Consider the following 24,720-nt stretch of genomic DNA (forward strand, 5'->3'; position numbering starts at 1 on the left):
CCAACACAGGAGAGAGCCGGTGCTGCCGACCATCGACAAGGACACGGTGCTTTGCATGTCGCTCTCCGGGCGGCCGGGCAACACCGGCACCCGCTTCCACAACCACCTGTATCGGGAACTGGGGCTGAACTTCCTCTACAAGGCCTTCACCACGAAGGACCTGCCGGGCGCCATCACCGGCATCCGGGCGCTGGGCATCCGTGGCTGTGCCGTGTCGATGCCCTTCAAGGAAGCCTGCATCCCTTTCCTGGACAGGCTCACCGCCTCCGCGGCGGCGATCCGCTCGGTGAACACCATCGTCAACGATGACGGGCACCTGACCGCCTACAACACGGACTACATCGCGGTGGAGACGCTGGTCGCCCGTCATGCCGTGCCGTCCGGGACACCCTTCGCCCTGCGCGGCAGCGGCGGCATGGCCAAGGCGGTGGCCTCGGCGCTGCGCGACGCGGGATTCCGCCAGGGCACCATCGTCGCGCGCAACGAGGGCACCGGCCGCGCCCTGGCGGAGAGCTGCGGTTATGGATGGCAGGCGGAGCTCGGCACGCTGCGCCCCGCCATGCTGGTGAATGTCACGCCGGTCGGCATGGCCGGCGGGGCGGAGGCGGAGGACCTGTCCTTTCCGGAGGACGCGGTGGTGGCGGCGGAGACCGTCTTCGACGTGGTGGCCCTGCCGGTGGAGACGCCGCTGGTCCGTCTGGCGCGACGCCTGGGCAAGCGGGTGATCGATGGTGGCGAGGTGATCACCCTCCAGGCGCTGGAGCAGTTCGTGCTCTACACCGGCATCCGCCCGGAGGAGGAACTGGTGCGCCGCGCCGCCGAGTATGCACGTGGCTGAAGGGAAGGATCACGGCATGACATCCCCCGGAACCCCGGATGCGGAGGAGATCCGCGCGCATTACGGCCAGCCCGATCCGCGCGTGGTGGCCAAGCAGCTCACCCGGCTGGATCGCCATGCGCGGGCCTTCATCGCCCTCTCGCCCTTCCTGGTGATCGCCTCGGCGGATGCGGAGGGGCGCTGCGATGCCACGCCGCGCGGCGATGCGCCGGGCTTCGTTGCCGTGCTGGACGACACGACCCTGCTGATCCCCGACCGGATCGGCAACCGGCGCGTGGACACGATGATGAACGTCGCGGGCAATCCGCGCCTGGGGCTGATCTTTCTTGTCCCCGGCATCAACGAGACGTTGCGGGTCAACGGCCGGGCGGCGATGACGCGGGATGCGGCGCTGCTCGCCCCGCTCGCCGCCCAGGGCAAGCCGCCGCTGGCCGGGCTGCTGGTCACGGTGGAGGAGGTCTTCTTCCACTGCGGCAAGGCCATGATGCGCTCCGGCCTCTGGGACCCGGGGAAGCAGGTGCCGCGCGCCTCCTTCCCTTCGCTGGGCCGCATCCTGGCCGACCAGCTGGCCGAGGATGCGGAGCGCAGCGAGGCCTGGCTCGCGGAAAGCTACAGCAAGCGGCTCTACTGAGCGGCCGTCGGCCCCGGGGCGCTGCCTGAGTCCATGCCCAGGCCATTCACCATCCGCCCGTCCAGGACGGGAAGCGGGGTTTCCGTGCCCGTCAAGGCGCATCCGGATGGATGGCCGTGGTGTGGGCGCGGGTTGCCCATGCGGAATCTGTCGGGCTTGTCATTTTCTGTGTCCTGATGGCGACACCTAGGTGTGATCCTGACGCCCGGATGGGTGGAAGAGCCTGGGATGATATTGAGATTGATTATCAACAGGCATAGGCGCGACCACGCATTCCGTTGCTTCATGGACGCCGCATCGACATGGCCCCCCGACCGATCCCGATTCGTCTTTCCTCCCCGGCTTCCTGGCGTGGTCTTCTGCTGACGACCGTCGCCATGACCGCCCTGGGGCTTCCCGTCGCCTTCGCCCAGGATGCCGCGACCGGAACCGCGCCGGCGGGTGCTGGTACTGCGGCCCCAGGAGAGGCGGCGGCCGGAGAGCTCACCCTGCCGACCGTGGATGTGCAGGGCACGGCCTGGCGGAGCTGGCAGCCGGTGGACGGCTATGTCGCCCCCGTGGCCACCACGGGCACCAAGACCGACACGCCGCTGATCGAGTCGCCCCAGTCCACCAGCGTCGTCACGCGGCAGCAGATGGACGACCAGGCTTCGCAGACCGTCTCCCAGGCGCTGCGCTACACGCCGGGCGTGCTGTCCGAGATCCGCCCCACCTCGCGCTACGACAGCAACTTCATCCGTGGCTTCGGCGGCCAGGGCGTGGGCGCGGCCTATGTGAACTTCCTCGACGGTCTGCGGCAGCAGCGCGGCATCTCCTACGCCATCCCCTCGGTCGATCCCTGGCTGCTGGAGCGCATCGAGGTGCTGCGCGGCCCGGCCTCGGTGCTCTACGGCCAGACCGGCTCCGGCGGCATCGTCAACCTCGTCAGCAAGCGCCCGACCGAGACGCCGATCCATGAGGTGCGGCTGGAGGCCGGCAACAATGCCCGGCTGCAGACCGCCTTCGACTTCGGCGGCAAGCTGACCGAGGATGGGAAGTTCCTCTACCGCCTGACCGGTCTCGCCCGCACCACGGACACGCAGTACGAGGGCGTCAAGGACCAGCGCATCGCCATCGCCCCGGCGCTGACCTGGCGGCCGGATGCCGATACCACGCTGACCTTCCTGAGCAGCTACCAGCACGATCCGAATGGCGGCTTCTACAACTTCGCCCCGGCGGTGGGCACGGTGCTGCCCAACCGGAACGGCAAGCTGAAGCCCAGCTTCAACCCGGGCGAGCCCGATTTCGACAAGTATGACCGCACCGTCGCCTCGGTCGGCTATCAGCTCGAACACCGGCTCGACAGCATCTGGACCGTCCGGCAGAACTTCCGCTACTCGCATATCGATTCCGAGTTCTCGGCGGTCTCCTTCCGCTCGCTCGCCGCGGACCAGAAGACCGCCTCCCGCGCCACGACCCTGTCGATCGAGCATGCGGACACGCTGGCCCTCGACAACCAGGCGCAGGCGGATTTCAACACCGGGCCGGTGCGCCACACGGTGCTGACCGGGCTGGACTGGTCGCGCTCCTCCGCCAAGCGGCGGCTGGGCCAGGGGACGGCGGGCACGATCAACATCTTCGCGCCCGTCTATGGCTCCTACATCGCCCGGCCGCAGATTGGCGCCTCCGGTACGACCTATCAGGACACGGACCAGCTTGGCCTCTATGCCCAGGACCAGATGGTCTGGGACCGCTGGCACCTGACCGTGGGCGTGCGCAACGACTGGGCAACCAGCGAGACCTACACCCGCACCTACAGCAGCCGTTCCAGCCAGGACGACAGCAAGTTCACCTGGCGGGCCGGGCTGCTCTATCTCTTCGACAACGGCATCGCGCCCTACTTCAACTACTCCACCTCCTTCCTGCCCAATTCCGGTACCTATTCGCCGACGCGCGGCGGCGGGGCCTTCAGCCCGACCACGGGCGAGCAGTATGAGGCGGGCGTGAAGTACCAGCCGCCGGGGATGAACAGCTTCGTCCAGGTCGCGGCCTATCACATCAAGCAGCGGGACGTGCTGACGCCGGACCCGAACAACACCAACTACAGCATCCAGACGGGCGAGATCCGCTCGCAGGGCATCGAGGTCGAGGGCCGTGCCAGCCTGACCAGCAACATCGACCTGATCGGCACCTACAGCTACATCGATGCCGAGGTGACGCGCTCCACCACCGCGAATGTCCAGGGCAAGCGCCCGCAGCAGGTGCCCGAGCACATCGCCAGCGCCTGGGCGAACTACCGCTTCAACGACGGCTTCCTGCGCGGCCTCTCCCTGGGCGGCGGCGTGCGCTATGTCGGTTCGACCTATGGCGACGAGACGAACAGCTTCAAGGTGCCGGACTTCGCCCTGTTCGATGCCGCGGTGCGCTATGATGTCGGCGCGCGCTTCCCGCAGGCCAAGGGGCTGGAGCTGACGCTGAACGCGAACAACATCGCGGACAAGGCCTATGTCTCCAGCTGCTCCTCCGCCACCGCCTGCTATTTCGGCGACCGGCTGCTGGTGATCGCGGGCGCCCGGGTGCGCTGGTAAGGGTCTCCGCAACCATCCGGCGGGACGGCGCTTCTCCTGGCTTTGAGGAGGATTTCGCCATGTCCCGCTGGATGCTCGGGGTGACGGCCTGCCTGGGCCTGACCGGGCTCGCCGCCTGCGGCACGCCGTCGCAGCCCATCTACACGCCCGGCGTCGCCGCCATTCCCGACCCCTATTGCCGCGAGGCCGCAGCCAATGCGACCGGGGCCGCCTATACCGCCTCCGTGACCGGCCTGCCGGCCGACCAGCGCCGCGCCATGCGGGCGCAGGACTTCGCCTCGCGCGGCTGCTGAGCATGGTACCGGGGCCGGCCGGGGTTTCACCGGGATTTTCCTGGCCCGGCCCCGCGCCGCCCCGTCCGGTCAGGCCGGATCGGAAGGCGGGGGCGCTTCCCCGCTCAGCGGTTGCCCACGGACCAGCCGGTGGACGAAGCCCAGCTTCTCGATGGCGCGGGGGGAGAGGATGAAAGGGTAGAGATCCGCCAGGCCCATGGAGCGGTTCAGGCTGTTCACCGCGAAGCTGAGCGGCAGCCATGCCTCCACGATGCCGGTGATGGTTTCGGCGGTGTAGGGGTCGAAGTCGATATCGGCGCTGAGCGAGCCGTCATCCGGCACCTCGGCGGGATGCACGCTGATGCCGAAGGCCCCGGCCATTTCCAGCGTGTCCACGATATGCAGGTAATGCGCCCAGGTCTCGGCGAAATCCTCCCAGGGATGGGCGCTGGCATAGGCGCTGACGTAGTTCTCCTGCCAGTCCGCCGGGGCGCCATTGGCGTAGTAGGTGTCGAGCGCCTGCTGGTAGCCCTGCGTCTCGTCGCCGAACAGGGCGCGGAAGGCGTCCAGTTCGCCATTCGTGCCGCGTTCCACCAGCAGGTCCCAGTAGTGATGTGCGACCTCGTGCCGGAAATGGCCGAGCAGGGTGCGGTACACCTCGCCCAGATGCTTGCGCATTTCCTCCCGCCGCACGTCGTCGGCCTCCTTCAGCGCGATGGTGATCACGCCGTCGTCATGGCCGGTCATGACCTGGGTGGTGCCCGCCATGTCCTCCTTGAAGTCGAAGACCAGCCCATGCTCCGGGTCCTCCTGCCGCGTGTGCAGCGGCAGGCGCAGGCGCAGCAGGCTGTAGAAGAGCCGGTGCTTGGCCACTTCCAGCGCCCGCCAGTGCTCGATATTCCCCGGTTCGGCGAGGTTCGGGACGATCCGGTTGTGCCGGCAGGCGAGGCAGAAATCCTCTCCGGAATCCGCCGGGACCAGCCAGTTGCAGACATCGTGCTGGGCATTGCGGCAGAAGAGGTGGCGGCGCGTCCCGTCACGCGCGCCCAGGGCCTGCCAGGTGTCGCCATCCGGCTCCAGCGCCGACATCGTCTCCTCCTCCGGGAGGTAGCCGAGGCGGCGCTGGCATTGGGCGCAGACGGTGTTCTCGAAGTAGAGGACCTGGCCGCAGCCCTGGCACGTGAAAAGTTTCATGGCGATCGTCCGGCTTCCGTATCGGAGCAACAACGCCCGCCGCCCCGCGAGTTTCCGCGATCCTGCCATGCCGGCCCGGGGAGGGCCGGAAAAGGCGGCCGCCGGGCAGGCGCCCTGCCGGGGCGGCAGGGCGGTCCGGCCTCACGCCTCCGGCGGCACCGACCGGCCGAGCGACTGCATCAGACGGTTCGCATTGGCGAACATGGCCACGGCATGGATCAGGTCCAGGATCTCCAGATCCGATAGCCCGGCGGCCCGGAGCGGCGCCAGGTCGGCGGGCGTCATGGCCTGGGGCGTGGCGGTCAGCTTCGCGCTGTAGTCCACGATGGCGCGCTGCCGGGCATCCAGCCCTTCCGCCGCGATGCCGCGCTCCAGCAGGGCGCGCATCACCGCCTCCTGCTTGCTCAGCTCCACGAAGCGCCGTGCATGCACCGAGGTGCAGTAGACGCAGCCATTGACGATGGAGACGACCGCCGTGGCCAGCTCCCGCTCCGCGCGCGGCAGGCCCTTGGGCGCGTACATCACCTTGGTGAAGAGCGCCCCGCGCTCGCCCAGCGAGCCCGGATCATGCACCAGCGTGCGGAAATAGACCGAACGACGCTGCGCCGGCGGGCAGGCATCCAGGGCGGCGATCTGTTCCGGGGTGGCGCTGGCTTCCTCGACCGGCGGCAGGCGCGGCTCCCAGCCGACCTCCTCCATGGTGAACCTGCTCATGCGTTCTCTCCCAGAAGCTGGCGCAGCCCGGCGAGCAGGCGCACCTGATAGGGCACGAAGGACACGAGCTGCGTCACCGCCACGACGTCGCGCGCGGTCAGGCCCATGGCCAGCAGCCGGTCGATCTCCGCCTGCCCGCAATCGGCGGGGCGCTGCGCCACCATGTCGGCATAGCGGAACAGCACGGCGAGGCGGTCCTCGCCTCCGGGGGCGGGGAAGGTTTCCGCCGCCGTGATCTCCTCCGCTGTCCCGGCGGCGGCGAGCAGTGCCCGGTAATGCGCCGCCAGCGCCGTATCGCCCTCGATCAGCGCGCCGCGCAGCGCCAGCGCCGCCCGCTCGGCCCGGGAGACCTGGCCCGGCTGCGAAGGTAGCACCAGCTCGCGATAGGCGCCTTCCTCATGCTTCAGGATGTCGGCGCGCTCACGCCGCAGCCGCCCGAGCGGCGAGGCCGCGTCGATGCCGAGCAGGTGCTCAGCCAGATCGGGAATGGTTTCGGGAATGGTTTCGGGGATTTCCATGTTCATGCCGTGCGGCTCACCATCATCGCGGTGGTACGGTCGCTGGTCTGCGGCGTGACCTTCAGGCCCCGCTTCGCCGCCCAGAGATTCTGGTAGTGGAAGAGCGGGATGATGCCGGCATCCTCGGCCACCACCTGCGCCGACTTCTGCAGGATCGCCTCGCGCTTCGCGTCGTCGAACTCGGCCATCGCATCCTCCAGCGCCTGGTCCACCTTCGGATTGCTGTAGCGGCCCCAGTTGGACACGCCGCGCCCCTGCCTGGGATCGACGCTGCCCAGCACGTTGATCAGCGCGTAGCTGCCCTCGCCCGTGCCGTTGCCCCAGGCCAGCGTGGTCATGGCGTAGTCGCCCGTCTTCACGCCGGAGGAATAGACCGACCAGGGCACCGCCTCGACCTGCGTCTTCACGCCGATGCGCGTCCACATCTGCGCCACCGCCTGCACCACCTGCGGGCCGAGCACGTAGCGGTCGTTCGGCAGGTGGACGGTGAGCTGGAAGCCGTCGGGATAGCCCGCCTCGGTCAGCAGCGCCCGGGCCTTGTCGGGCTCGAAGGCGGGTGGTTTGATCGAGGGGTCGTAGCCGAAGCTGCCTTCCGGCATCCATTGCCCGGTCGGCGTGGCGGTGCCGTTCATCAGCCGCTCGCAGAGCGCGTCGCGGTTCACCGCCATGGTGAGCGCGCGCCGCACCCGCAGGTCCAGCATCGGGTTCCGCGGCAGGGGCGAGCCGTCCTGGGCGAGGGCGAAGGGGCTCGGCTTCTCCGAGAAGCTCGGTTGCAGCAGCAGCATCCGCAGGCCGGGATAGGCGTAGAGCACCACATCCTTGCGGGAGCGGATCTGCGCCAGGTCGGAGACCGAGACCTTGTCGATCACATCGACATCGCCCGCCAGCAGCGCCGCGGTGCGGGCCGGGGCGCTGGCGATGTAGCGGTAGTCCACCTCGTCCCATTCCGGCCTGCCGCCCCAGTGGTCGGGCCGCGCCTTCATCCGCACGCGCTCGCCCGGGGTGAAGGAGACGAAGGTATAGGGCCCGGTCCCCACCATCGCCTTGCCGCTGTTGAAGTCGTTGCTCGACGCGCCCTCGGTCGCGTGCCGGCTGACGATATGCACGGAGGCGAGGTTCAGCGGCAGCAGCGGGTTCGGCTCCTTGGTCGTGACGCGCAGCGTCAGCGGGCCCGTGGCCTCCACTGTCTCCACCGTGCGGAGATAGCCGGCGAAGCTCGCCGTGCTGCCGGGCACATCCGGTGCGCGGGCATAGGAGAAGACCACGTCATCGGCGGTGAAGGGCTTGCCGTCCGACCAGGTGACGCCGGGGCGCAGGGTGAATTCCCAGACCTTCTCGCCCACCGGCTTCCAGGACAGGGCCAGCCCCGGCTGCAACCCGCCCTCGGTGCGGTTCTCGATCAGCAGGTCGAAGAAGTGCAGGTCCACCGACCGGTCGCCGGCGAAGTTGTTCAGCTGCGGATCGAGCGAGGAGACCGGATCGCCGAAGGCGATGGCCAGCTTCCGGCTGCCCTGCGCCTGTGCCCTTCCTGCCAGCGGCAGGAGGGACGCGGCGCCGAGGCCGGCGAGGAGATGTCGTCTCTGCATCCCGGGAAATCCCTTCATCGCTTTCGAGCCCGCCTTCCGCAGGTGCTGGCGGCATCATCCGGTGCCGGAGGAAGCGCCTCAAGCCGCCACCCCGGCCGGAGCCCATTCATCCCCCAGGAGTTCCGGCGTCGCGAAGGCGCGCAGCCGGTCGTAGTGGACCTCCCGGTCCTCGACGAAGAAATGCCGGGCGATGGCCTGGGCGAGGCGCTGCGCCCCGGCGCTGACGGCGGGGATGTCGCCGGTCAGCTTCCCGTGGCTGAGCGAGGAGGGGTAGTTGAAGCAGTGGATGCGCGACAGGGCAGGGCAGGCACCTGGATGCCGCTCCAGGAAGCTGAAATCCGGCGCGAGGTCCGGCGAGTAGGCCAGCTCGACGTTCTCCTCGCCCGGTTCCGGGGTGAAGCGGTCGCGCCAGAAGCGGATCTCCTCCGCGACGAGGGCGAGTTCCGGCCGCTGCGCCAGATCGACGCCGAAGCCGGTGGCGAAGATCACGAAATCCACCGCGTGGCGGCCCCGCGGCGTTTCCAGCACCACCGCGCCACCCTCCTCGCGCAGCGACAGGACCGGGCTGCCGAGATGCAGCCGCGCCTGCGGATGGCGCGAGACCCGCAGCGTGCTGTCGCGGGGCGGTGGCGTCTGCTCGCTCAGGACATGGTGCATGAAGCGCCACTTCCATTCGTCCGGCAGGCCGGCGAAGCCGTGCACCACGCCCTGGCTGCCGATGCCGGTGAACTTGTTGACGCGGGGCAGGGCCTTGCGCCGGACGAACATGTCCAGGCTGGCCGCGCCAGCCTCCAGCGCCGTCGCGGCATTGTCCATGGCCGAGGCGCCGGCGCCGATCACCGCCACGCGCCGGCCCCGCAGGGCGGCGAAGTCGATGGCATCGCGCGAATGCGCCCAGAAGCGCCTGTCGAGCCCCCGGGCCAGCTCCGGCACGAAGGCGCCGCCGAGGCCGTCGCGCCCGGTGGCCAGCACCACGCGCCGGGCCAGGATGGCGGGGCCGGCGCTGTTCTCCACCGCGATCAGCCCGTCGCCGCGCGGGCGGAGGAGGGAGACGGCGACGCCGTTCCGCACCGGCACCTGCATCGCGTGGCGGTACCAGCGCAGATAGTCCATCCACATCGGGCGCGGGATCTTGCCCAGCGCGTCCCAGGCGGCGCGGCCGTGCTGGGCCTCGTACCAGGCGCGGAAGGTCAGCGCCGGCAGGCCCAGCGCCGGCCCGGCCAGCGTCTTGGGCGAGCGCAGCGTCTCCATCCGCGCCCAGGTGACCCAGGGGCCTTCCTCACCCTCCGGGGCGCGGTCCAGCACCTGCTGGTTGTCGATGCCGAGCAGGCGCAGCGCCGCCGAGGCCGCCAGTCCGCACATGCCGCCGCCGATGATGGCCACGTCGGTGACCGGCCTTCCCTCCGCCTCCCGGGGCGGGACCCAGGGCTTGCCGGGCAGTTCCAGCCATTCGAGGTCGGCGCGCAGCCGCGCCTCCAGGGCCGGAAGGCCATGCGGCGCTTCCGCCACGGCCTGGGCGCGGGAATGCATGGGCTCGGTCATCGTGCCGGCTCCTCGTCGTCTTGGGGAGAGGCCGCCTGGCGGGCGGCCAGCAGGTCCATGGAGCGGGGCGGGTGGAGGCGGAAACCCGGCAGCTCCTCCGCCGCCTCGCGTGCCGCCTCGATCGCCCGGCGGGTGAGGGGGAGGGCGGACGCGCCGCCGGGGTCAGCACGCTCCAGAAGAAAGGGATCGCCGTGTCGAGCGGCCGGACCGCGAGCCCCGCGGCTGGCAGGCCCTGCGCCGTCACCGGGTCGATCAGCGCCACGCCCAGCCCGGCCTGGGCCGCCGAGGCCGCCAGAATGGAGGCATTCACCGCCAGCAGGCCGCGCGGGCGCGCCCCGGCCCGGGCGAGCGCCGCCTCGATCCGGTGGCGCAGGCGGTGCGGGTCGGCCACGGTGATCAGCCGCTCCCCGTCCAGGGCGCGCAGCGGCAGGCAGGGCTCCCCGGCCAGGGGATGGGTGGCGGGCAGCACCGCGACGCAGCGGCTCTCGCCCAGCCAGTGGATGTCCAGCCCCTGGTGATCCACCGGCAGGCTGGCGAAGCCCAGCCCGGCGCGGCGGTCGAGCAGTTGCCGCACCACCTCGCCCGCCGGAACGGCGCCGAGGCCCAGGTTGCGGGGCAGCGCCTCCGCCGGCAGCCGCGCCAGGGCCCGGGGGATCAGGCCGGTGGCCAGGGCCGGGATGGCGGCGATGTCGAGCGAGGCCAGCTCGCCCCGGGCGATGGCCTCGGCCCGTTCCTCCAGGCGGCGCAGGCCGGCCAGGGAGGGCTCCACCTCGTCATGGAAGAGCAGGGCCTGCTCGGTCGGGGTGATGCGGGGGCCGTTGCGCTCGAAGAGGGGAAAGCCCAGGGCCGTTTCCAGATCCTGTACCTGGCGCGAGATCGCCGGCTGCGAGCGGCCTGTCAGGCGCGCCGCCGCGGTCAGGCTGCCGCCTGCGATGATGGCGCAGAAGGTTTCGAGATGCCGGAGGTCCACGGCCGGATCAGATCATGCGGAAATATTCGAATGCAAGCTCTATCATGTCTGAAAATCATGATTGGGGTGCCGGAGACAAGACCATTTTCCGGGGGGCGGAGCCATGGGGGAAGGAACTGCTCCAGACGGGCTCCGAAGAGATCCGGAGTCCCCCGGAGGCTGCCTCGGCGGTGGAAACGATCTCCATCCGATCCGTGCCAGGGCCGTGGCGCATGGGCGGCCCGATCCTGGCATGGGGCAGCCGGATACTGGCCTGTTCCCACGGCGCGGGGAGTGTGTAGAGTCCCGGGCATGCTGTCCCCCGACATGGAGCCCCAGCGTGCCGAAGCCGACCAGAGGCTGCGGCAGCAGGAGCTGATCGCCGAATTCGGCCTCTTCGCCCTCCGGGGCGACAGCCTGCAGCCCTCGCTGGACGAGGTGTGCCGGGTGGCGGCCGATGGGCTGGACGTGCCCTTCGCCAAGGTCCTGCGCTTCCTGCCGGGGGAGAACGCCTTCCTGGTGCAGGCGGGGGTCGGCTGGCGGCCCGGAGTCATCGGCCATGCCCGGCTGGGGGCGGATCTGGAAAGCCCCGCGGGCTATGCCTTCCGCACCGGCCGGCCCGTGATCTCCAACCACCTGACGGAGGAGGCCCGCTTCCGCACACCCGCCCTGCTGGTGGAGCACGGGATCAGGCGCGCGCTGAACGTGCTGATCGGCAGCGGCCAGGCCGTGCCCTATGGTGTGCTGGAGGTGGACAGCGGCGACCGCACGGATTTCGAGCCGCGCGACATCGCCTTCCTCCAGGCCCTGGCCAATGTGATCGCGGCGGTGGTGGACCGGCAGGCGCGCCAGATGGCGCTCACGCGCAGCGAGGCGCTGCTCCAGAGCGTCTTCGAGGGCAGCCCCGACTGCATCAAGGTGCTGCGGGGCGACGGCACGCTGATGCGCATGAACCGGAACGGCATGTGCCTCATGGAGATCGACGATTTCGCCAAGGTCGCGGAACGCCCCTGGGAGACGCTGTGGCCCAGCGCGCAGGCGGAGCGTGTCCGCGCCGCGATCCAGGAGGCTCGCCGCGACGGGATCGGGCATTTCGAGGCGTTCTGCCCCACGGCCAAGGGCACGCCGAAATGGTGGGACGTGCTGGTGGCGCCCTTGGGCGGGCATGGCGAGGACGATCAGTTCGTCGCCATCTCGCGCGATGTCACGGACCGGGTGAAGGCCATCGAAGCCAAGGACGCGCTGCTGCGGCAGCAGGACCTGCTGATGCGCGAGGTGCATCACCGCATCCGCAACAGCCTGCAGCTCGTGCACACCCTGCTCCAGCTCCAGGCGGGGCATGTGAACGACGGCAGCGCGCGGGAGCATCTGGGCGAGGCCGCCCGCCGGGTGCTGACCATCGCGGCGGTGCACAAGCGGCTCTATGAGGGCAATGATGTCACCGAGGCGGATCTCGCCACCTATCTCGGCGGGCTGCTGGAGGACCTCCGGGGCAGCCTGTCGGACGAGAGCGCCGGCCGCCATATCCGCCTTTCGACGGAATCCCTGATGCTGTCGCCGGACAAGCTGACATCCCTGGGGCTGATCGTCACCGAGCTGGTGACCAATGCGCTGAAATACGGGCGCGGCACGGTTTCCGTCTCGGTCCGGCCGCTCGATGGGATGGCGCGGATCGTGGTCGAGGATGAAGGCCGGGGCTTCCCGGCGGATTTCGACCCGATCCGCAGCCGGGGCCTCGGCATGCGCCTGTTGCTGACCCTGGCCCGCAAGCCAGACGGCATCCGCGTGGATCGCGGCGTGTCCTGGGGCCGGATCGTGGTGGAGATGCCGCTGGGCTGACGCCGCCCCGGCCCGGGAGGGGAGCTACACCCCCAGCACGGGCCCGGGATCGATCGAGACGCCCCGGACGAAGAAGCCCAGATGCAGATGCGGGCCAGTCACGCGGCCGGTGGCGCCGGACAGCGCCATGGTTTCGCCCCGCGCCACCTCCTGCCCCTCCCGGACATCGATGTGCGACAGATGGGCGTAGAGGCTGGCCACGCCCTGGCCGTGCTCGACGATCAGCGTGTTGCCGGTGAAGTAGAGATTGGCCGCCAGGGTCACGCGGCCCGGCGCCATCGGGGCAACCGGGGTGCCGGTGGGCACGGCGATGTCCAGCCCCAGATGCGGCGCGCGCGGCTCCCCGTTCAGGATGCGCTGGCTGCCATAGACGCCGCTGATGCGGCCCCGGGCGGGCCAGTCGAAGCCGGATGCGTAGAGCGCCACCGGGGTTTCCACCGCGCGGGCGGCGTTGATCCGCACCTGCTCGGCCCGGATGCGGGCGAGGTCCTGCGCGTTCGGCGTGACCTGCCGGGGCGGGAGGCCGTTCAGCCGCTGGATGTCCCAGTGCCGGGGCGCGATGGCGAGGTGGCGGATTTCGGTGCGGCCACCGGGGGGCGTGATGGCCAGTGCCGCCTGCGGCCCGGCATCGCGATAGAAGCCCAGCGCGAAATGACCATCCGCCGAGACCGGCACCGGCTTGCCCTCCAGTGTGAGGCGCGTGCCCGGCGCGGTGCGGCCGGCGACGAAGCCGCCCTGGGTCAGCCCGGCCGGGTCCAGTTCCAGGACCGGCGCGGATGCGGCGGCGGGCCGGGGCTCGGCGGAGCCGGCGCAGCGGGTGAGCAACAGGGCCGGCAGGGGCAGGAGGAGGCGGCGCGCGATCACAGCAGGGAGCCCTGGTCCTTGGGGGTGGCGGCACGGGGACGGCGCGGGGCGGCGCCCCTGGTGTCGGTGGCCTCGATGACGCCATCGGCGAATTCGATCTGCAGCCGGGCGCCGGGATCGACCTGGGCCGCGCGGGTGACGGGATGGCCATCGGCATCGCGCACCAGGGCGAAGCCGCGTTCCAGCAGCCCCTGGTAGGAGGCGCCTTCCAGCCGGGCGGACAGCCCTTCCAGCCCCAGCCTCGCCTCCCGCAGGCGGAAGCGCAGGCGCGGGGTCGGGTCGGGCAGGCGGGCGAACTGCCGCGCCGCACGGTCCAGCACCCGGGCCACGGCGGCGCCGGAGCGGGCTTCGAGGAGTTGCAGCCGGGAGCGGCGGGCGGCCAGCATCTCCCGCGGGTGCAGCAGGCGGGCGGCGGCATCGTTCAGCCGCGCCCGGCGGTCGCGCAGCAGCACGCGCGGCGCCAGGGAAAGACGCTCCCCCCGGTCGTCGAGGCGCTGCCGGGCGTTGAGCAGCATCCCCGGCAGGTCCGGCAGCGCGGCGGCGGCGCGGGCGAGGCGGTAGCGCACCTGGTCCAGATGCGATTGCCCGGCGCGGGTCAGGCGCAGGGCGCGCTGCTGCACCTGGGCCAGAAGCTCGGTGCGGGAGGGCACGGCGAGTTCGGCGGCGGCGGTGGGGGTGGGTGCGCGCCGGTCGGAGGCGAAGTCGATCAGCGTCGTGTCCGTCTCGTGCCCCACGGCCGAGATCAGCGGGATATGGCTGGCGGCGGCGGCGCGGACCACGGCCTCCTCGTTGAAGGCCATCAGGTCCTCCAGCGAGCCGCCACCGCGCGCCACGATCAGCACGTCGGGGCGCGGGAAACCGTCCGGCAGGGCGTTGAAGCCGGCGATGGCCGAGGCGACCTGCTCCGCCGCGCCGACGCCCTGCACCGCCACCGGCCAGAGGAGGATGCGCGAGGGGAAGCGCCGCAGCAGGGTGGTGCGGATATCCTGGATCACCGCGCCCTGGGCGCTGGTCACCACGCCGATCACGCGCGGGAAGCTGGGGAGGGGGCGCTTGCGCTCCTCGCCGAAAAGGCCCTCGGCCTCCAGCGCCTTGCGCAGCCGTTCCACCCGGGCGAGCAGCGCGCCCTCCCCGGCATAGTCCAGCCGGTCCACCACGATCTGGTAGGTCGAGCGGTCGCCATAGGCGGTGATCTTGCCGGTCGCGATCACCTCGGTGCCGTTCTCGGGCCTGAGACCGGTGCGGCCGGCGCTCCAGGCCCAGATCACCGCGCGGATCTGCCCGCCCTCGTCCTTCAGCGAGAAGTAGAAGCGGTTGGCGCCATAGGGGCGGCATTCCGTGACCTCGCCCCGGATGCGGACGCGGCCGAAGGTGCCCTCCAGCGTGCGCTTCACCGCGCCCGAAATCTCGGCCACGGTGTATTCGGGGATGTTGGAGGTCCGGGAGGGGGCGGCGGTTTCGCTCATCGCCGCCCATTATGCTACGCGCCGGGGCGACGGACAAAGCCGGGCCCTTTGCGGGGTGCCGGGCGGGCTGGTGGAGATCGCGCGATGAAGGTGCTGCTGGTGGGCGGCGGGGGGCGGGAACATGCCCTGGCCCGGAAGCTGCTGGATTCCTCCCTGCTGACGAAGCTCTGGGTCGCCCCCGGCAATGCCGGGATCGCGCGGATCGCCGAATGCGTCCCCGTGGCCGCGGAGGATGTCGCCGGGCAGGTCGCGCTGGCGAAGGAGAAGGGCGTGGACCTCGTGGTGGCCGGCCCCGAGGCGCCGCTGACCCTGGGCTTGGCCGATGCCTGCGCCGAGGCCGGCATCCGCTGCTTCGGCCCCTCTGCCGCCGCGGCGCGGCTGGAAGGCTCCAAGAGCTTCACCCGCGAGGTGACCGGGGCCGCCGGGGTGCCGGGGGCCGAATGGGCCCGTTTCACCGACAGCGCCGAGGCCCTGGCCTATGTGCGGGCGAAGGGTGCGCCGATCGTGATCAAGGCCGATGGCCTCGCCGCCGGCAAGGGCGTGGTGGTGGCCGCCACGCTGGCGGAGGCGGAGGCCGCCATCACCGACATGCTGGATGGCGGCATCCATGGCGCGGCGGGGGCCTCCATCCTGGTCGAGGAATGCCTGATCGGCGAGGAGGTCTCCTTCTTCGCCCTCTGCGACGGCACCCATGCCCTGCCGCTGGTGGGGGCGCAGGACCACAAGCGCGTGGGTGACGGCGACACCGGGCCGAACACCGGCGGCATGGGCGCCTACTCTCCCGCCCCGGCCTTCACCGAGGCGCTCCAGGCCGAGGCCATGGAGCGGATCGTCCGGCCGACCCTGGCGGAGATGGCGCGGCGCGGCACGCCCTTCCGCGGCGTGCTCTTCGCCGGGCTGATGCTGACGGCGCAGGGGCCGAAGCTGATCGAGTTCAATGTCCGCTTCGGCGACCCGGAATGCCAGGTGCTGATGACGCGGCTGCGTTCCGACCTGCTGGCCGCGCTGCTCGCCGCCTGCGATGGGGAACTGAAGGATTTCGGCCTGCGCTGGTCGCCCGACCCGGCCATGGTCGTGGTCATGGCGGCGCGCGGCTATCCGGGTTCCTATGTGAAGAACACGGCGATCCGTGGGCTGGACGAGGCCGGGGCCGTGCCGGGCGTGGTGGTCTATCACGCCGGCACCTCCGCCGGGCCGGGCGGCGAGGTCCTTGCCACCGGTGGGCGCGTGCTGGGCATCACCGCCACCGCGCCGACGCTGCGCGAGGCCCGCGACGCCGCCTACGCCGCCGTGGATGCGCTGGACTGGCCGGAGGGCTTCTGCCGCCGCGATATCGGCTGGCGGGCCCTCGGGGCGGGGTGATCGCCGGCGCCCGCGGCTCCGGCCCCGGGGGAGGGCCCCGGGCGCGGCGCCGGGCGGGGTGCCGGAGCCTCCGTCCTCAGCCGCGTTCCCGCCGCCAGTAGGCGGCGCAGTAGCAACGATCCTTGTCCAGCCCCCGTTCGTCGCGCAGGTGGCAGCGCATGGACTGGGCGACCTGGAACTCGGCGGCGGCCCAGGCGGCGATGCTGCCGCTTTCGGGCCAGCGCAAGGCGCGCAGGGCGGCGGGCAGGAGGTTGGGCGTGCCCGCGGGCAGGCCGTTGCGGTGCAGCCAGCGCAGCTCGACGCCGGGCGGGTGGATCAGATCCTGTTCCTCCCGTGCCTCCGCGACCTCGACCAGGGCGGTGCCGCGCGCCTCGGGGGGCAGTTCCTCCAGGATGCGGCCAATGGCGGGCAGGGCGGTCTCGTCACCGGCCAGGACCACCCAGTCCGCCACCGGCCCCTCGCCACCGCCGGGGCCGAGGATGCCGACCGGGTCGCCCGACTTTGCCCCCAGCGCCCAGCGTGAGCCGGGGCCCGAGCCGGCATCGTCCTCCTCCTCGCCATGCACGACCATGTCCACATCCATCCAGCCGGCGGCGGGGTCGATGCGGCGGATGGTGTAGACGCGCGGGATGGCGGCGCGTGGCCCTTGCGGCCAGACAGGCGCGCCGTTCGGGCCGGCGACGGGCCATTCGGGGTCCGGCACGCCCGGCGGTGGGATCAGCAGGCGCAGGTGCAGGCCGCCCACCGCGAAGCGCGCCAGGTCCGGCCCCGTCAGGCGGATGCGGCGCATATGCGGCGTGACGGCGTGGTTGGAGACCACGCGCATGGCGCGGAAATAGGGGAGCTGCGCCGTGTCGCAGCCGTCGCCGCTCCAGGCGAAGTCCGGCTTCAGCCCCTCTTCGAGATGTTCCACATACCAGGCCAGGAGGCCGCGCAGCATGGAAAGGGAGGCGGCATCCCCGGAGGAGACGTCGAAGCTCAGCGCCCGGCCCTCGACCGCCATCACGGTGCGGCCCAGGCGGTGCGAGATCCGGGCGAGGCCCTCCTCCCGCCGCACGGTGGCGCCGTAGTCGCCCAGATGCTCGCAGAGCCGTTCGAACTGCCGCGGCGGGTCCGGAAGTTCGATCCGGGTGCGGGCACGCAGGGTCGTGATCGCGTTCATTTTCGGGGCCCTGGGATAGGACTTGTCCGCACGGGACTTGTCGTGACGTGCCGGCATGGGGTGCCGGCCTTCAAATGATAATTATTATCAATAGAACCTGAGGCGGCCCTCCGCAACCACCTTCCGGAGCGTTGGGTGTGGCGGGAGCGCGGGCTTCGCCTTCCCTGGGAAAGCGGGTTGCTCGCCGGCTCCCCGGGGATCAGGACGATCCTGCCTCTCACTACAGCACCGCGCGGTACATCGCGACGACATCCTCGCGCGTCATGTCGCGCGGGTTGTTCGCGAGGAGGCGCTGAAGTCCGCCGACCACCTCCTCCGCCATACCGGGAAGATCCGCCTCGGTGACGCCAAGCTGGCTCATCCGCGTTTCGAGGCCGACACTGCCGACGAGTTCCTCCAGCGCGGTGACGAAGGCCTCGGCGGCCTCCCCCGCGCTGGCGAAGCGGCGGCCGGGCAGCAGGCAGGGGGCGAGCTCGGCATAGGCTTCCGCCGCCACGGGCAGGTTGAAGCGGAAGACCGGCCCCATCACCAGCGCGTTGCTGTGCCCGTGTGGCACATGGAAGCGCGCGCCGAGCGGATAGGACAGCGCGTGCACCGCCGCGACGGAGGCGTTGACGAAGGCCATGCCGGCCAGCATCGCGCCTTCCAGCATCGCCTCGCGCGCCGGCAGGTCCGTGCCATCCGCCACCACGCGGCGGAGGTTGCCGCCGAGCAGGGAGAGTGCCTTCACCGCCAGCGCATCGGAGACCGGGTTCTTGCGGGTGCGGCTGGTATGGGCCTCGATGGCATGGACCATCGCATCCAGGCCGGTGGCGGCGGTGACACGTGGCGGCATGCCGAGCGTCAGCCCCGCATCCAGCAGGGCGATGTCGGGCAGGAGCTGCGGCGCGTAGATCGCCTGCTTCTCGTTGCGCTCGCTGGTGACGACCGAGGCCCAGGTGACCTCGGAGCCGGTGCCGGCGGTGGTGGGGACCTGGATCAGCGGCACGCGTTGCCCGCGCGCCCTGTCATGGCCGTAGAGATCCTCGATCGCCTGGTCGGAGCGCAGCAGCAGCGCCACCAGCTTCGCCGTGTCGAGCGAGCTGCCGCCGCCGAGGCCGACCACGCCATCCGCCGCGAAGTCCCGCGCGGCGGCCAGGGTGGCGCGCACCACGGCCACCGGTGGATCGGCCTGCACGCCGTCGAGCACGCGGGCGGTGAGGCCGGCGGCGGTGAGGGCGGAACGGGCACGCGCCGCCAGCCCGCCCTCCACGATGCCGCGGTCGCAGACGATGGCGACGCGGCGCGCGCCCAGCCCGGCCATCATCGTGCCCAGCCGATCCAGGCCACCCGTCTCCGCGACGATGCGGGGGACGGAGAGGAAGGTGAAGCCGGGCATCAGTCGTAGTATTCCGGGGCCTTGCGGAAGCCGGGCCAGGCATCGGGGTCGTGCCCCGTCACCACCTTCGCCCCGGTGCGGCTGGCCAGGTGGCGCAGCTTCTGCACGGAGCGCACCGTGTCCACCGTGGAGGCCAGGAAGCCGGGCAGCGCCTTCTCCTCCCAGTGGTCGGTGGTGTAGGCGGCATCCACCGTCAGCAGCATCGGCCCGCTCCTCGGCAGGCGGACCAGGAAGCTCTGATGCCCCGGCGCGTGGCCCGGAGTGAAGACCGTGGTGAGCGTGCCGTCGCCATAGAGGTCGAAATGATCGTCGGCCGTGCCGTTCAGGAATTCCCAGCGCAGGCCGGGGCGGTCGAAATCCTTGCGGATATAGCCGCCGGCGGCGAACCAGTCGGGGGTGAAGGCGTATTCGTACTCCGCCCGCTGCACCACATGCGTGGCCTCCGGGAAGCGGCCGATCGCGCCGGTGTGGTCGAGATGCAGGTGGGATTGCAGCACGAAGCGCACGTCCCGCGGCTTGATGCCCAGGCGTTCCAGTTGCGCGACGCAGCCTTCCTCCGGCTTCATCTCCGGCCAGTACACGTCGCAGATCCCGCCCCAGTGGCCGCGCGCATCGGTGGCGACCTCCACGGCATTGCCGCCGTCGATGATGGTGTGGCCCTGCGGATGGGTGATCAGGAAGAAGGGGACGGGGATCTCGTAGGGTGCGCCGTCGCCCTGGTTCATCTTGATGTTGTGGACCTTGCACTTCAGCGTGCCCGACTGGAGCATGTAGAGGCGGATGTCGCTCATGGCGTTTCCCTGTCCTGTGTCTTCGGCGCTTCAGAAGGCTTCGCGGTAGAGGGCCAGCGCGTCGGCCTCCGTCACGTCCACCGGGTTGTTCACCAGCAGCCGCGTCTGCTTCATCGCATCGGCAGCCAGCATGGCGAGGCTGTTGTCGGTGACGCCGACATCGCGCAGCCGGCGCGGCGCGCCGCTGCCATCCATCAGGCGCTGCATGCTCTCCACGAAGTGCATCGCGCGTTCTTCCGTTCCGCCGGTGCCCGTGACGCTGCCGGGGCCGTTCAGCACCGTGTCCAGTTCGGCATAGAGCGGTGCGGCGGCGCGGGCGTTGAAGCGCAGCACCGGCCCCAGCATCAGCGCGTTGGAGAGGCCGTGCGGCACGTGGTAGTGCCCGCCCAGCGGGTAGGCCAGCGCGTGCACCGCCGCGACCGGCGCATTGGTGAAGGCCTGCCCCGCCAGCATGGCGCCGAGCAGCATGGCCTCGCGCGCCGCGCGGTCCTGGCCGTCGCGGCAGGCGGCGAGGAGGTTGCCGCCGAGCAGGCGCAGCGCCTCCCGCGCCAGGGCGTCGGAGAGCGGGTTCTTCTTGTGCCGGCTGGTATAGGCCTCGATCGCATGCACCATGGCGTCGATGCCGGTGGCGGCGGTGTGCAGGGCGGGCAGGCCGAGGGTCAGCTCCGCATCCAGCAGCACCGCATCGGCATAGAGCTGCGGCGCCACCACCCCCATCTTGGTGGTCTCGCCGGTGGTGAGGATGGAGATGTTGGTGACCTCCGACCCCGTACCGGCGGTGGTGGGCACCAGCACCAGCGGCAGGCGGGAGCCCGCCACCTTGCCGATGCCGTAGATCTGCGACAGCTCCTGCTCCGAGACCAGCAGCACGGCGGCCAGCTTGGCGACGTCGAGCGAGGAGCCGCCGCCCAGGCCGAGCACGATCTCCGCCCCGGCCTCACGCCCCTGCCGCACGCAGTCGAGGAGGACGGATTCCGGCGGGTCCGCCACCACCTTGTCGAAGACGGTGACGCGGAAGCCCTGCGCCTCCAGCCCGGCCTGGACGGGGCCGAGGAGCCCGGCCTTCACCAGCCCGGCATCCGTCACCGTCAGGATGTGGCGTCCGGGGAGGGAGCCGGGGAAGCGGGCGGCCAGCATCTCGCCCAGGCGTTTCGCGCCGCCCCATTCCACCTGGATCGACGGGACCGTGCGGAATTCGAAGGGGGGCAGGGGACCGGTGGGCATGCATGGCTCCGTTCGGGCTGTCGCGACATTCCGGTCCCGGCGCCTCCGTCCGGCGATGGCATGGGACCACGCGGCCATGGCCGGGAGCAGCGCCGGACATGTCCCCGGCGATGCGAAACGGCTGGCTGTGCGGGGCGGCTCAGGGACCGGGCACGGATGTCAGGGACACGACAATTTCCTCGGGCGAACCGTTTCGGTTCTGTTTTGTGTGGGCCGCCCCTGGTGGTCCCGGGCCGGCCCGCCTTCCGGACGATCATGTCGCCCAGCCGGGGTTGTCAAGGGGGCGGCCGGAGAGGCCATGGTTGCGGATGGCGGGCCGGCCAGCCAAAAGACACCCGGTGCCGGCGATCCCCATGATCGCGGACCGGTCACGAACGGACCGGACCTGACATCCTCCATTCACCACCTCCGGCATCGCGGTGAAGTGATTCCTATCAGGACCCGCTCAGGGCTCCATGCCATTCCAGGCGGCCGAACGGGGAAGACAGACCAGACCATGCAGAGACTGACCACCTATATCCTCGTCGCCATGCTCCTCGGGATCGGCGTCGGCTATGCCTGCCATCAGGTCTGGCCCGATCCGGGCACCTCCCGCGCCATCGCCGGCTACATCTCGCTGATCAGCGACATCTTCCTGCGCCTGATCAAGATGATCATCGCGCCGCTGGTCTTCTCCACCCTGGTCGTGGGCGTGGCGCATATGGGCGATGTCGGGGCGGTGGGGCGGATCGGCGGCAAGGCGATGCTCTGGTTCGTCACGGCCTCGCTGGTCTCGCTGCTGCTGGGCCTGCTCCTCGTCAACCTCCTCCAGCCGGGGGCCAGCCTGGACCTGCCGCTGCCCCAGGCCGGGGCGACGAGCGGCGTCCAGGCCTCCTCGCTCACGCTGCGGGACTTCGTGACGCACCTCGTGCCCGTCTCGATCTTCGATGCCATGGCGCGCAACGAGATCCTGCAGATCGTCGTCTTCTCGCTGCTCTTCGGCGTGGCCGCCGCCGCGCTGGGGGAGAAGGCGCGCCCCGTCGTGCAGTGGATCGAGGCGCTCTCGCACATCATCCTGCGTGTCACCGGCTATGTCATGATGATGGCGCCGCTGGCGGTCTTCGCCTCCATGGCGGCGATCGTGACCACGCAGGGGCTGGGCATCCTCTACACCTACGGCAAGTTCGTGGCGGAGTTCTATCTCGGCCTGGCGATCCTCTGGAGCCTGCTGACGGCGGTGGGCTTCCTGTTCTTCGGGCGGCGGGTGATCGAGCTGGTCTCGCTGGTGCGGCAGCCCTTCCTGCTGGCCTTCAGCACTGCGAGCAGCGAGGCCGCCTATCCGCGCCTGATGGAGCAGCTCGCGCGCTTCGGCGTGAGCCCGAAGGTGATCAGCTTCGTGCTGCCGCTGGGCTATTCCTTCAACCTCGACGGCTCGATGATGTACTGCACCTTCGCCGTCGTTTTCATCGCCCAGGCTTATAATATCGACCTCACCTGGGGGCAGCAGGCGGTCATGCTGCTGGTGCTCATGCTGACCAGCAAGGGCATGGCGGGCGTGCCGCGCGCCTCGCTGGTGGTGATCGCGGCCACGCTCTCCACCTTCAACATCCCCGAGGCCGGGCTGCTGCTGATCATCGGCATCGACCAGTTCCTGGACATGGGCCGTTCCGCCACCAACGTCATCGGCAATTCCCTGGCGGCGGCGGTGGTCGGCAAGTGGGAGGGGGACCGGACGCCGGAGCCCGGCTCCGAGCCATTGCCGGAACCGCCGCCCGGTACCTTCGACGAGGCTGAAACGCGGGAATCCGCCACGGCTCCGGTGGCCTGACGGAAGCCGCCCCTCCGGCGGGCGGCCGTCGCAGGAAGCGCTTCAGACGCGCCGGCGGCGGCCGCGCGTCATCAGGCCCAGCACATCGTCGTGCCAAAGGTAGCGGTGCACCAGGGCCATCGCGACATGGCCGAGGATGAGCGCCAGCCAGCAGCACCCAGCCCAGGAAGCTGTGCAGCAGGTCGCCGGGCGCGATCATCCAGGGGATCTTGCCCTCGAAGCCGCGCATCAGCGGGATGCCATAAGGGGTGAAGGGCTCCCCCGACCCGTATTGCCGCAGCAGCGCCAAGCTGGGGATGAGGAGCATCAGCAGGTAGAGCAGCAGGTGCCCCATCGTCGCGAGGCGGCCCAGCCGGCCCGGATGCGGCGGCCGTCGCCGGATGTTCAGCAGCCCCCAGGCGCCGCGCAGCAGGACGAGCACGAGAAGCGTGAAGCCCATGGTGAAATGCGTGCTGCCGACGAATTTCGTCACTCCGGCTTCGGGCACGGTGACGTAGAGCAGGGCACCGGCGAAGTGCCAGGCGAAGCAGGCGGCCATCAGCCAGTGCAGCGTGCGGCTGACGATGCCGTAGCCCGCGGGACTGTCCATGCCGGAACCCTCCTTGGCGGTTCTGGCCGGGGCGGTCCCCCATGCCTTCCCGCCCGGGATCTGGTCCTGCATTCCCCGGCTGCCTAGCCACCACCGGACAGGTTGTGATCCGGCGGCGGGGTGGGGCGCCGGGGGCCTATTGCTTCTCGATGCCTGCCTTCTCGATCACGGCGCGCCAGCGTTCCATCTCCTTGGCCGTCAGTGCGTCCAGCTCCTCCGGGGTGGAGCCGCGCGGCTCCACCCCGGCATCGAGCAGGATCTTCTCCACATCGGGCATGCGGAGGATGGCATTGACCTCCCGGCTCAGCCGCTGCCGGATCTCGGCTGGCGTGCCGGCCGGGGCGACGAGGGAGTTCCAGGACGCGACGTCGAAGCCGGGCAGCCCGGCCTCGATAAGGGTCGGTACGTCCGGCAGGTTGACCACGCGCTTGGCCTGCGTCACCGCCAGCACGCGCAGGTCCCCGTTCTGCATCTGCGACCAGAGCGGCCCCAGCGTCTCGAAGCCCACCTGCACGTCGCCGCGCAGCAGCGCGTTGATCAACTGGGGCGTCGAGTTGAAGGGCACCGTGGTGGCGGGCAAACCGGCCATGGACTTGAACATCTCCGCGGCCAGGAACTGCGTGCTGCCGACGGCGATGGTCCCGATGTTCATGTTGGCGCCGTCCTGCCGCGCCTGCCGCAGGAAGTCCCCGGCGGTGCGGAGGGGGAGCTGGATGCCACCACGACGGCGATCGGGAAGAAGGCCAGCGTGCTGACGCTGAGGAAGTCCTTCTGGATGTCGAAGGGGTAGGACTTGAACAGGGAGGGCCGGATCGCCGTGGCATTGCCGGAGGTCATCAGCGTGTATCCGTCCGGCGCCGCGGAGACGAGCTGGTTCCCGGCGAGAATGCCGCCCGCGCCCGGGCGGTTGTCCACCACCACCGGCTGGCCGACCGCCTTGGAGAGCTTCTGCGCCGTCAGCCGCACCACCAGGTCCCCCACGCCGCCGGGTGCGTTGTTCACGATGATGCGGATCGGCTTGTTCGGGAAACCGCCCTGCGCCCGCGCGGCGCCGCCCAGGCCGAGCGCATAGAGGGCGGAGGCACCCAGGGGGGCACCCAGGACCGACCGCCTCGGCACCATGCGCCGGGAAGCGGGCATGTTCCGGCCGGGTGGATCGTTCTGGATCTTCATCGCCGTTCCTCCGCAGATCTTGCAGGGCCACCGGCATGCGGACCGTTGCCCTGGGGGCGCCTACATAGCAGGCCGGTCCGGCCGCGCGCCGGCGGAGGCCGGCGAATCAATCGCGGCCGAAGCAGAAATAATGGCCGCCACCGGATGGGCCGGCAGGAGGGACTGGCACAGATTCAATCACGTGGCCGGCCATACCAATCGGCGCCGCGCCCGGGGATATTCTAGGCTCCCCACCAACGCATGAGGACACACCG

18 protein-coding genes and 3 pseudogenes are annotated in these 24,720 nt (G+C 70.7%); 7 read left to right on the forward strand and 14 right to left on the reverse strand.

From position 1 onward, the window contains the following. The first annotated feature begins 19 nt into the window (after window positions 1–19). From MVG78_RS05785 to MVG78_RS05800, 4 genes are all read left to right on the forward strand, one after another. A complete protein-coding gene (locus MVG78_RS05785; protein WP_247558995.1) occupies window positions 20–838 on the forward strand; it encodes a shikimate 5-dehydrogenase in 819 nt (272 codons plus the stop codon). Between the two features lie 16 nt (window positions 839–854). Next, window positions 855–1,469 carry a pyridoxamine 5'-phosphate oxidase family protein gene (locus MVG78_RS05790; RefSeq protein ID WP_247558997.1) on the forward strand — a complete coding sequence of 205 codons (615 nt, stop codon included), beginning with the start codon at window positions 855–857 and terminating at the stop codon, window positions 1,467–1,469. Window positions 1,470–1,846: 377 nt separating this feature from the next. After that, window positions 1,847–4,036 carry a TonB-dependent siderophore receptor gene (locus MVG78_RS05795; protein WP_247558998.1) on the forward strand — a complete coding sequence of 730 codons (2,190 nt, stop codon included), beginning with the start codon at window positions 1,847–1,849 and terminating at the stop codon, window positions 4,034–4,036. Window positions 4,037–4,095: 59 nt separating this feature from the next. Continuing rightward, window positions 4,096–4,329 (forward strand): hypothetical protein, encoded by a 234-nt coding sequence (locus tag MVG78_RS05800; RefSeq protein ID WP_247559000.1) that lies wholly within the window; start codon window positions 4,096–4,098, stop codon window positions 4,327–4,329. A 69-nt stretch (window positions 4,330–4,398) separates the two neighbouring features. Here the strand turns inward: MVG78_RS05800 and MVG78_RS05805 are convergent, their stop codons facing one another. The 6 genes and pseudogenes from MVG78_RS05805 to MVG78_RS05830 all read right to left on the reverse strand — a co-directional run. Further along, a complete protein-coding gene (locus MVG78_RS05805; protein ID WP_247559002.1) occupies window positions 4,399–5,502 on the reverse strand; it encodes a zinc-binding metallopeptidase family protein in 1,104 nt (367 codons plus the stop codon). Between the two features lie 141 nt (window positions 5,503–5,643). Beyond that, the gene (locus MVG78_RS05810) at window positions 5,644–6,216 is read right to left on the reverse strand and encodes a peroxidase-related enzyme (protein ID WP_247559004.1); all 573 of its coding nucleotides are present in this window, start codon (window positions 6,214–6,216) and stop codon (window positions 5,644–5,646) included. Then, window positions 6,213–6,740 carry a CMD domain-containing protein gene (locus MVG78_RS05815; RefSeq protein WP_247559006.1) on the reverse strand — a complete coding sequence of 176 codons (528 nt, stop codon included), beginning with the start codon at window positions 6,738–6,740 and terminating at the stop codon, window positions 6,213–6,215. Before MVG78_RS05815 ends, MVG78_RS05810 begins: the two co-directional genes overlap by 4 nt. Beyond that, the gene (locus MVG78_RS05820) at window positions 6,737–8,320 is read right to left on the reverse strand and encodes an ABC transporter substrate-binding protein (RefSeq protein ID WP_247559008.1); all 1,584 of its coding nucleotides are present in this window, start codon (window positions 8,318–8,320) and stop codon (window positions 6,737–6,739) included. Before MVG78_RS05820 ends, MVG78_RS05815 begins: the two co-directional genes overlap by 4 nt. 78 nt (window positions 8,321–8,398) lie before the next feature. Then, window positions 8,399–9,862 carry an NAD(P)-binding domain-containing protein gene (locus tag MVG78_RS05825; protein WP_247559010.1) on the reverse strand — a complete coding sequence of 488 codons (1,464 nt, stop codon included), beginning with the start codon at window positions 9,860–9,862 and terminating at the stop codon, window positions 8,399–8,401. A 196-nt stretch (window positions 9,863–10,058) separates the two neighbouring features. Continuing rightward, window positions 10,059–10,832 (reverse strand): annotated as a pseudogene (locus MVG78_RS05830) (LysR substrate-binding domain-containing protein); the annotation flags it as partial. 291 nt (window positions 10,833–11,123) lie between these two features. On the opposite strand from MVG78_RS05830, the gene MVG78_RS05835 reads away from it, so the two are divergent. Next, window positions 11,124–12,650 carry a sensor histidine kinase gene (locus MVG78_RS05835; protein ID WP_247559012.1) on the forward strand — a complete coding sequence of 509 codons (1,527 nt, stop codon included), beginning with the start codon at window positions 11,124–11,126 and terminating at the stop codon, window positions 12,648–12,650. A 24-nt stretch (window positions 12,651–12,674) separates the two neighbouring features. On the opposite strand, the gene MVG78_RS05840 is transcribed toward MVG78_RS05835, so the two are convergent. Then, window positions 12,675–13,514: a M23 family metallopeptidase gene (locus MVG78_RS05840; RefSeq protein ID WP_247559014.1), complete on the reverse strand. Its 840-nt coding sequence runs from the start codon at window positions 13,512–13,514 to the stop codon at window positions 12,675–12,677. Next, entirely contained in the window at window positions 13,511–14,980 is a 1,470-nt protein-coding gene (xseA, locus tag MVG78_RS05845) for an exodeoxyribonuclease VII large subunit (protein ID WP_247559016.1), read from the reverse strand. The genes MVG78_RS05840 and xseA overlap by 4 nt, the downstream gene beginning before the upstream one ends. An 84-nt stretch (window positions 14,981–15,064) precedes the next feature. On the opposite strand from xseA, the gene purD reads away from it, so the two are divergent. Then, window positions 15,065–16,342, forward strand: a complete 1,278-nt coding sequence (gene purD, locus MVG78_RS05850) for a phosphoribosylamine--glycine ligase (RefSeq protein WP_247559018.1) — start codon at window positions 15,065–15,067, stop codon at window positions 16,340–16,342. Window positions 16,343–16,418: 76 nt separating this feature from the next. Here the strand turns inward: purD and MVG78_RS05855 are convergent, their stop codons facing one another. The 4 genes from MVG78_RS05855 to MVG78_RS05870 form a co-directional block, all read right to left on the reverse strand. Next, complete coding sequence (locus MVG78_RS05855) at window positions 16,419–17,504, reverse strand: siderophore-interacting protein (RefSeq protein ID WP_247559020.1); 1,086 nt, start codon at window positions 17,502–17,504, stop codon at window positions 16,419–16,421. A gap of 220 nt (window positions 17,505–17,724) precedes the next feature. After that, window positions 17,725–18,882, reverse strand: coding sequence for an iron-containing alcohol dehydrogenase (locus tag MVG78_RS05860; RefSeq protein WP_247559022.1), 1,158 nt, complete (start codon window positions 18,880–18,882; stop codon window positions 17,725–17,727). After that, complete coding sequence (gene attM, locus MVG78_RS05865) at window positions 18,882–19,673, reverse strand: AttM family quorum-quenching N-acyl homoserine lactonase (RefSeq protein WP_247559024.1); 792 nt, start codon at window positions 19,671–19,673, stop codon at window positions 18,882–18,884. Before attM ends, MVG78_RS05860 begins: the two co-directional genes overlap by 1 nt. Window positions 19,674–19,703: 30 nt before the next feature. Further along, on the reverse strand, window positions 19,704–20,897 hold the full coding sequence (locus MVG78_RS05870; protein WP_247559025.1) for an iron-containing alcohol dehydrogenase: 1,194 nt from the start codon (window positions 20,895–20,897) through the stop codon (window positions 19,704–19,706). Between the two features lie 496 nt (window positions 20,898–21,393). Between MVG78_RS05870 and MVG78_RS05875 the strand changes: the two genes are divergently transcribed. Continuing rightward, complete coding sequence (locus MVG78_RS05875) at window positions 21,394–22,704, forward strand: dicarboxylate/amino acid:cation symporter (protein ID WP_247559027.1); 1,311 nt, start codon at window positions 21,394–21,396, stop codon at window positions 22,702–22,704. Between the two features lie 205 nt (window positions 22,705–22,909). Here MVG78_RS05875 and MVG78_RS05880 read toward each other — a convergent pair. Next, window positions 22,910–23,365, reverse strand: a pseudogene (locus tag MVG78_RS05880) (cytochrome b); the annotation flags it as partial. Window positions 23,366–23,429: 64 nt separating this feature from the next. Beyond that, a pseudogene (locus MVG78_RS21940) lies at window positions 23,430–24,466 on the reverse strand (Bug family tripartite tricarboxylate transporter substrate binding protein). Between the last annotated feature and the right edge of the window lie 254 nt (window positions 24,467–24,720).

The organism is Roseomonas gilardii subsp. gilardii (genome assembly GCF_023078375.1).
GTDB classification, from domain to species: Bacteria; Pseudomonadota; Alphaproteobacteria; order Acetobacterales; family Acetobacteraceae; genus Roseomonas; species Roseomonas gilardii.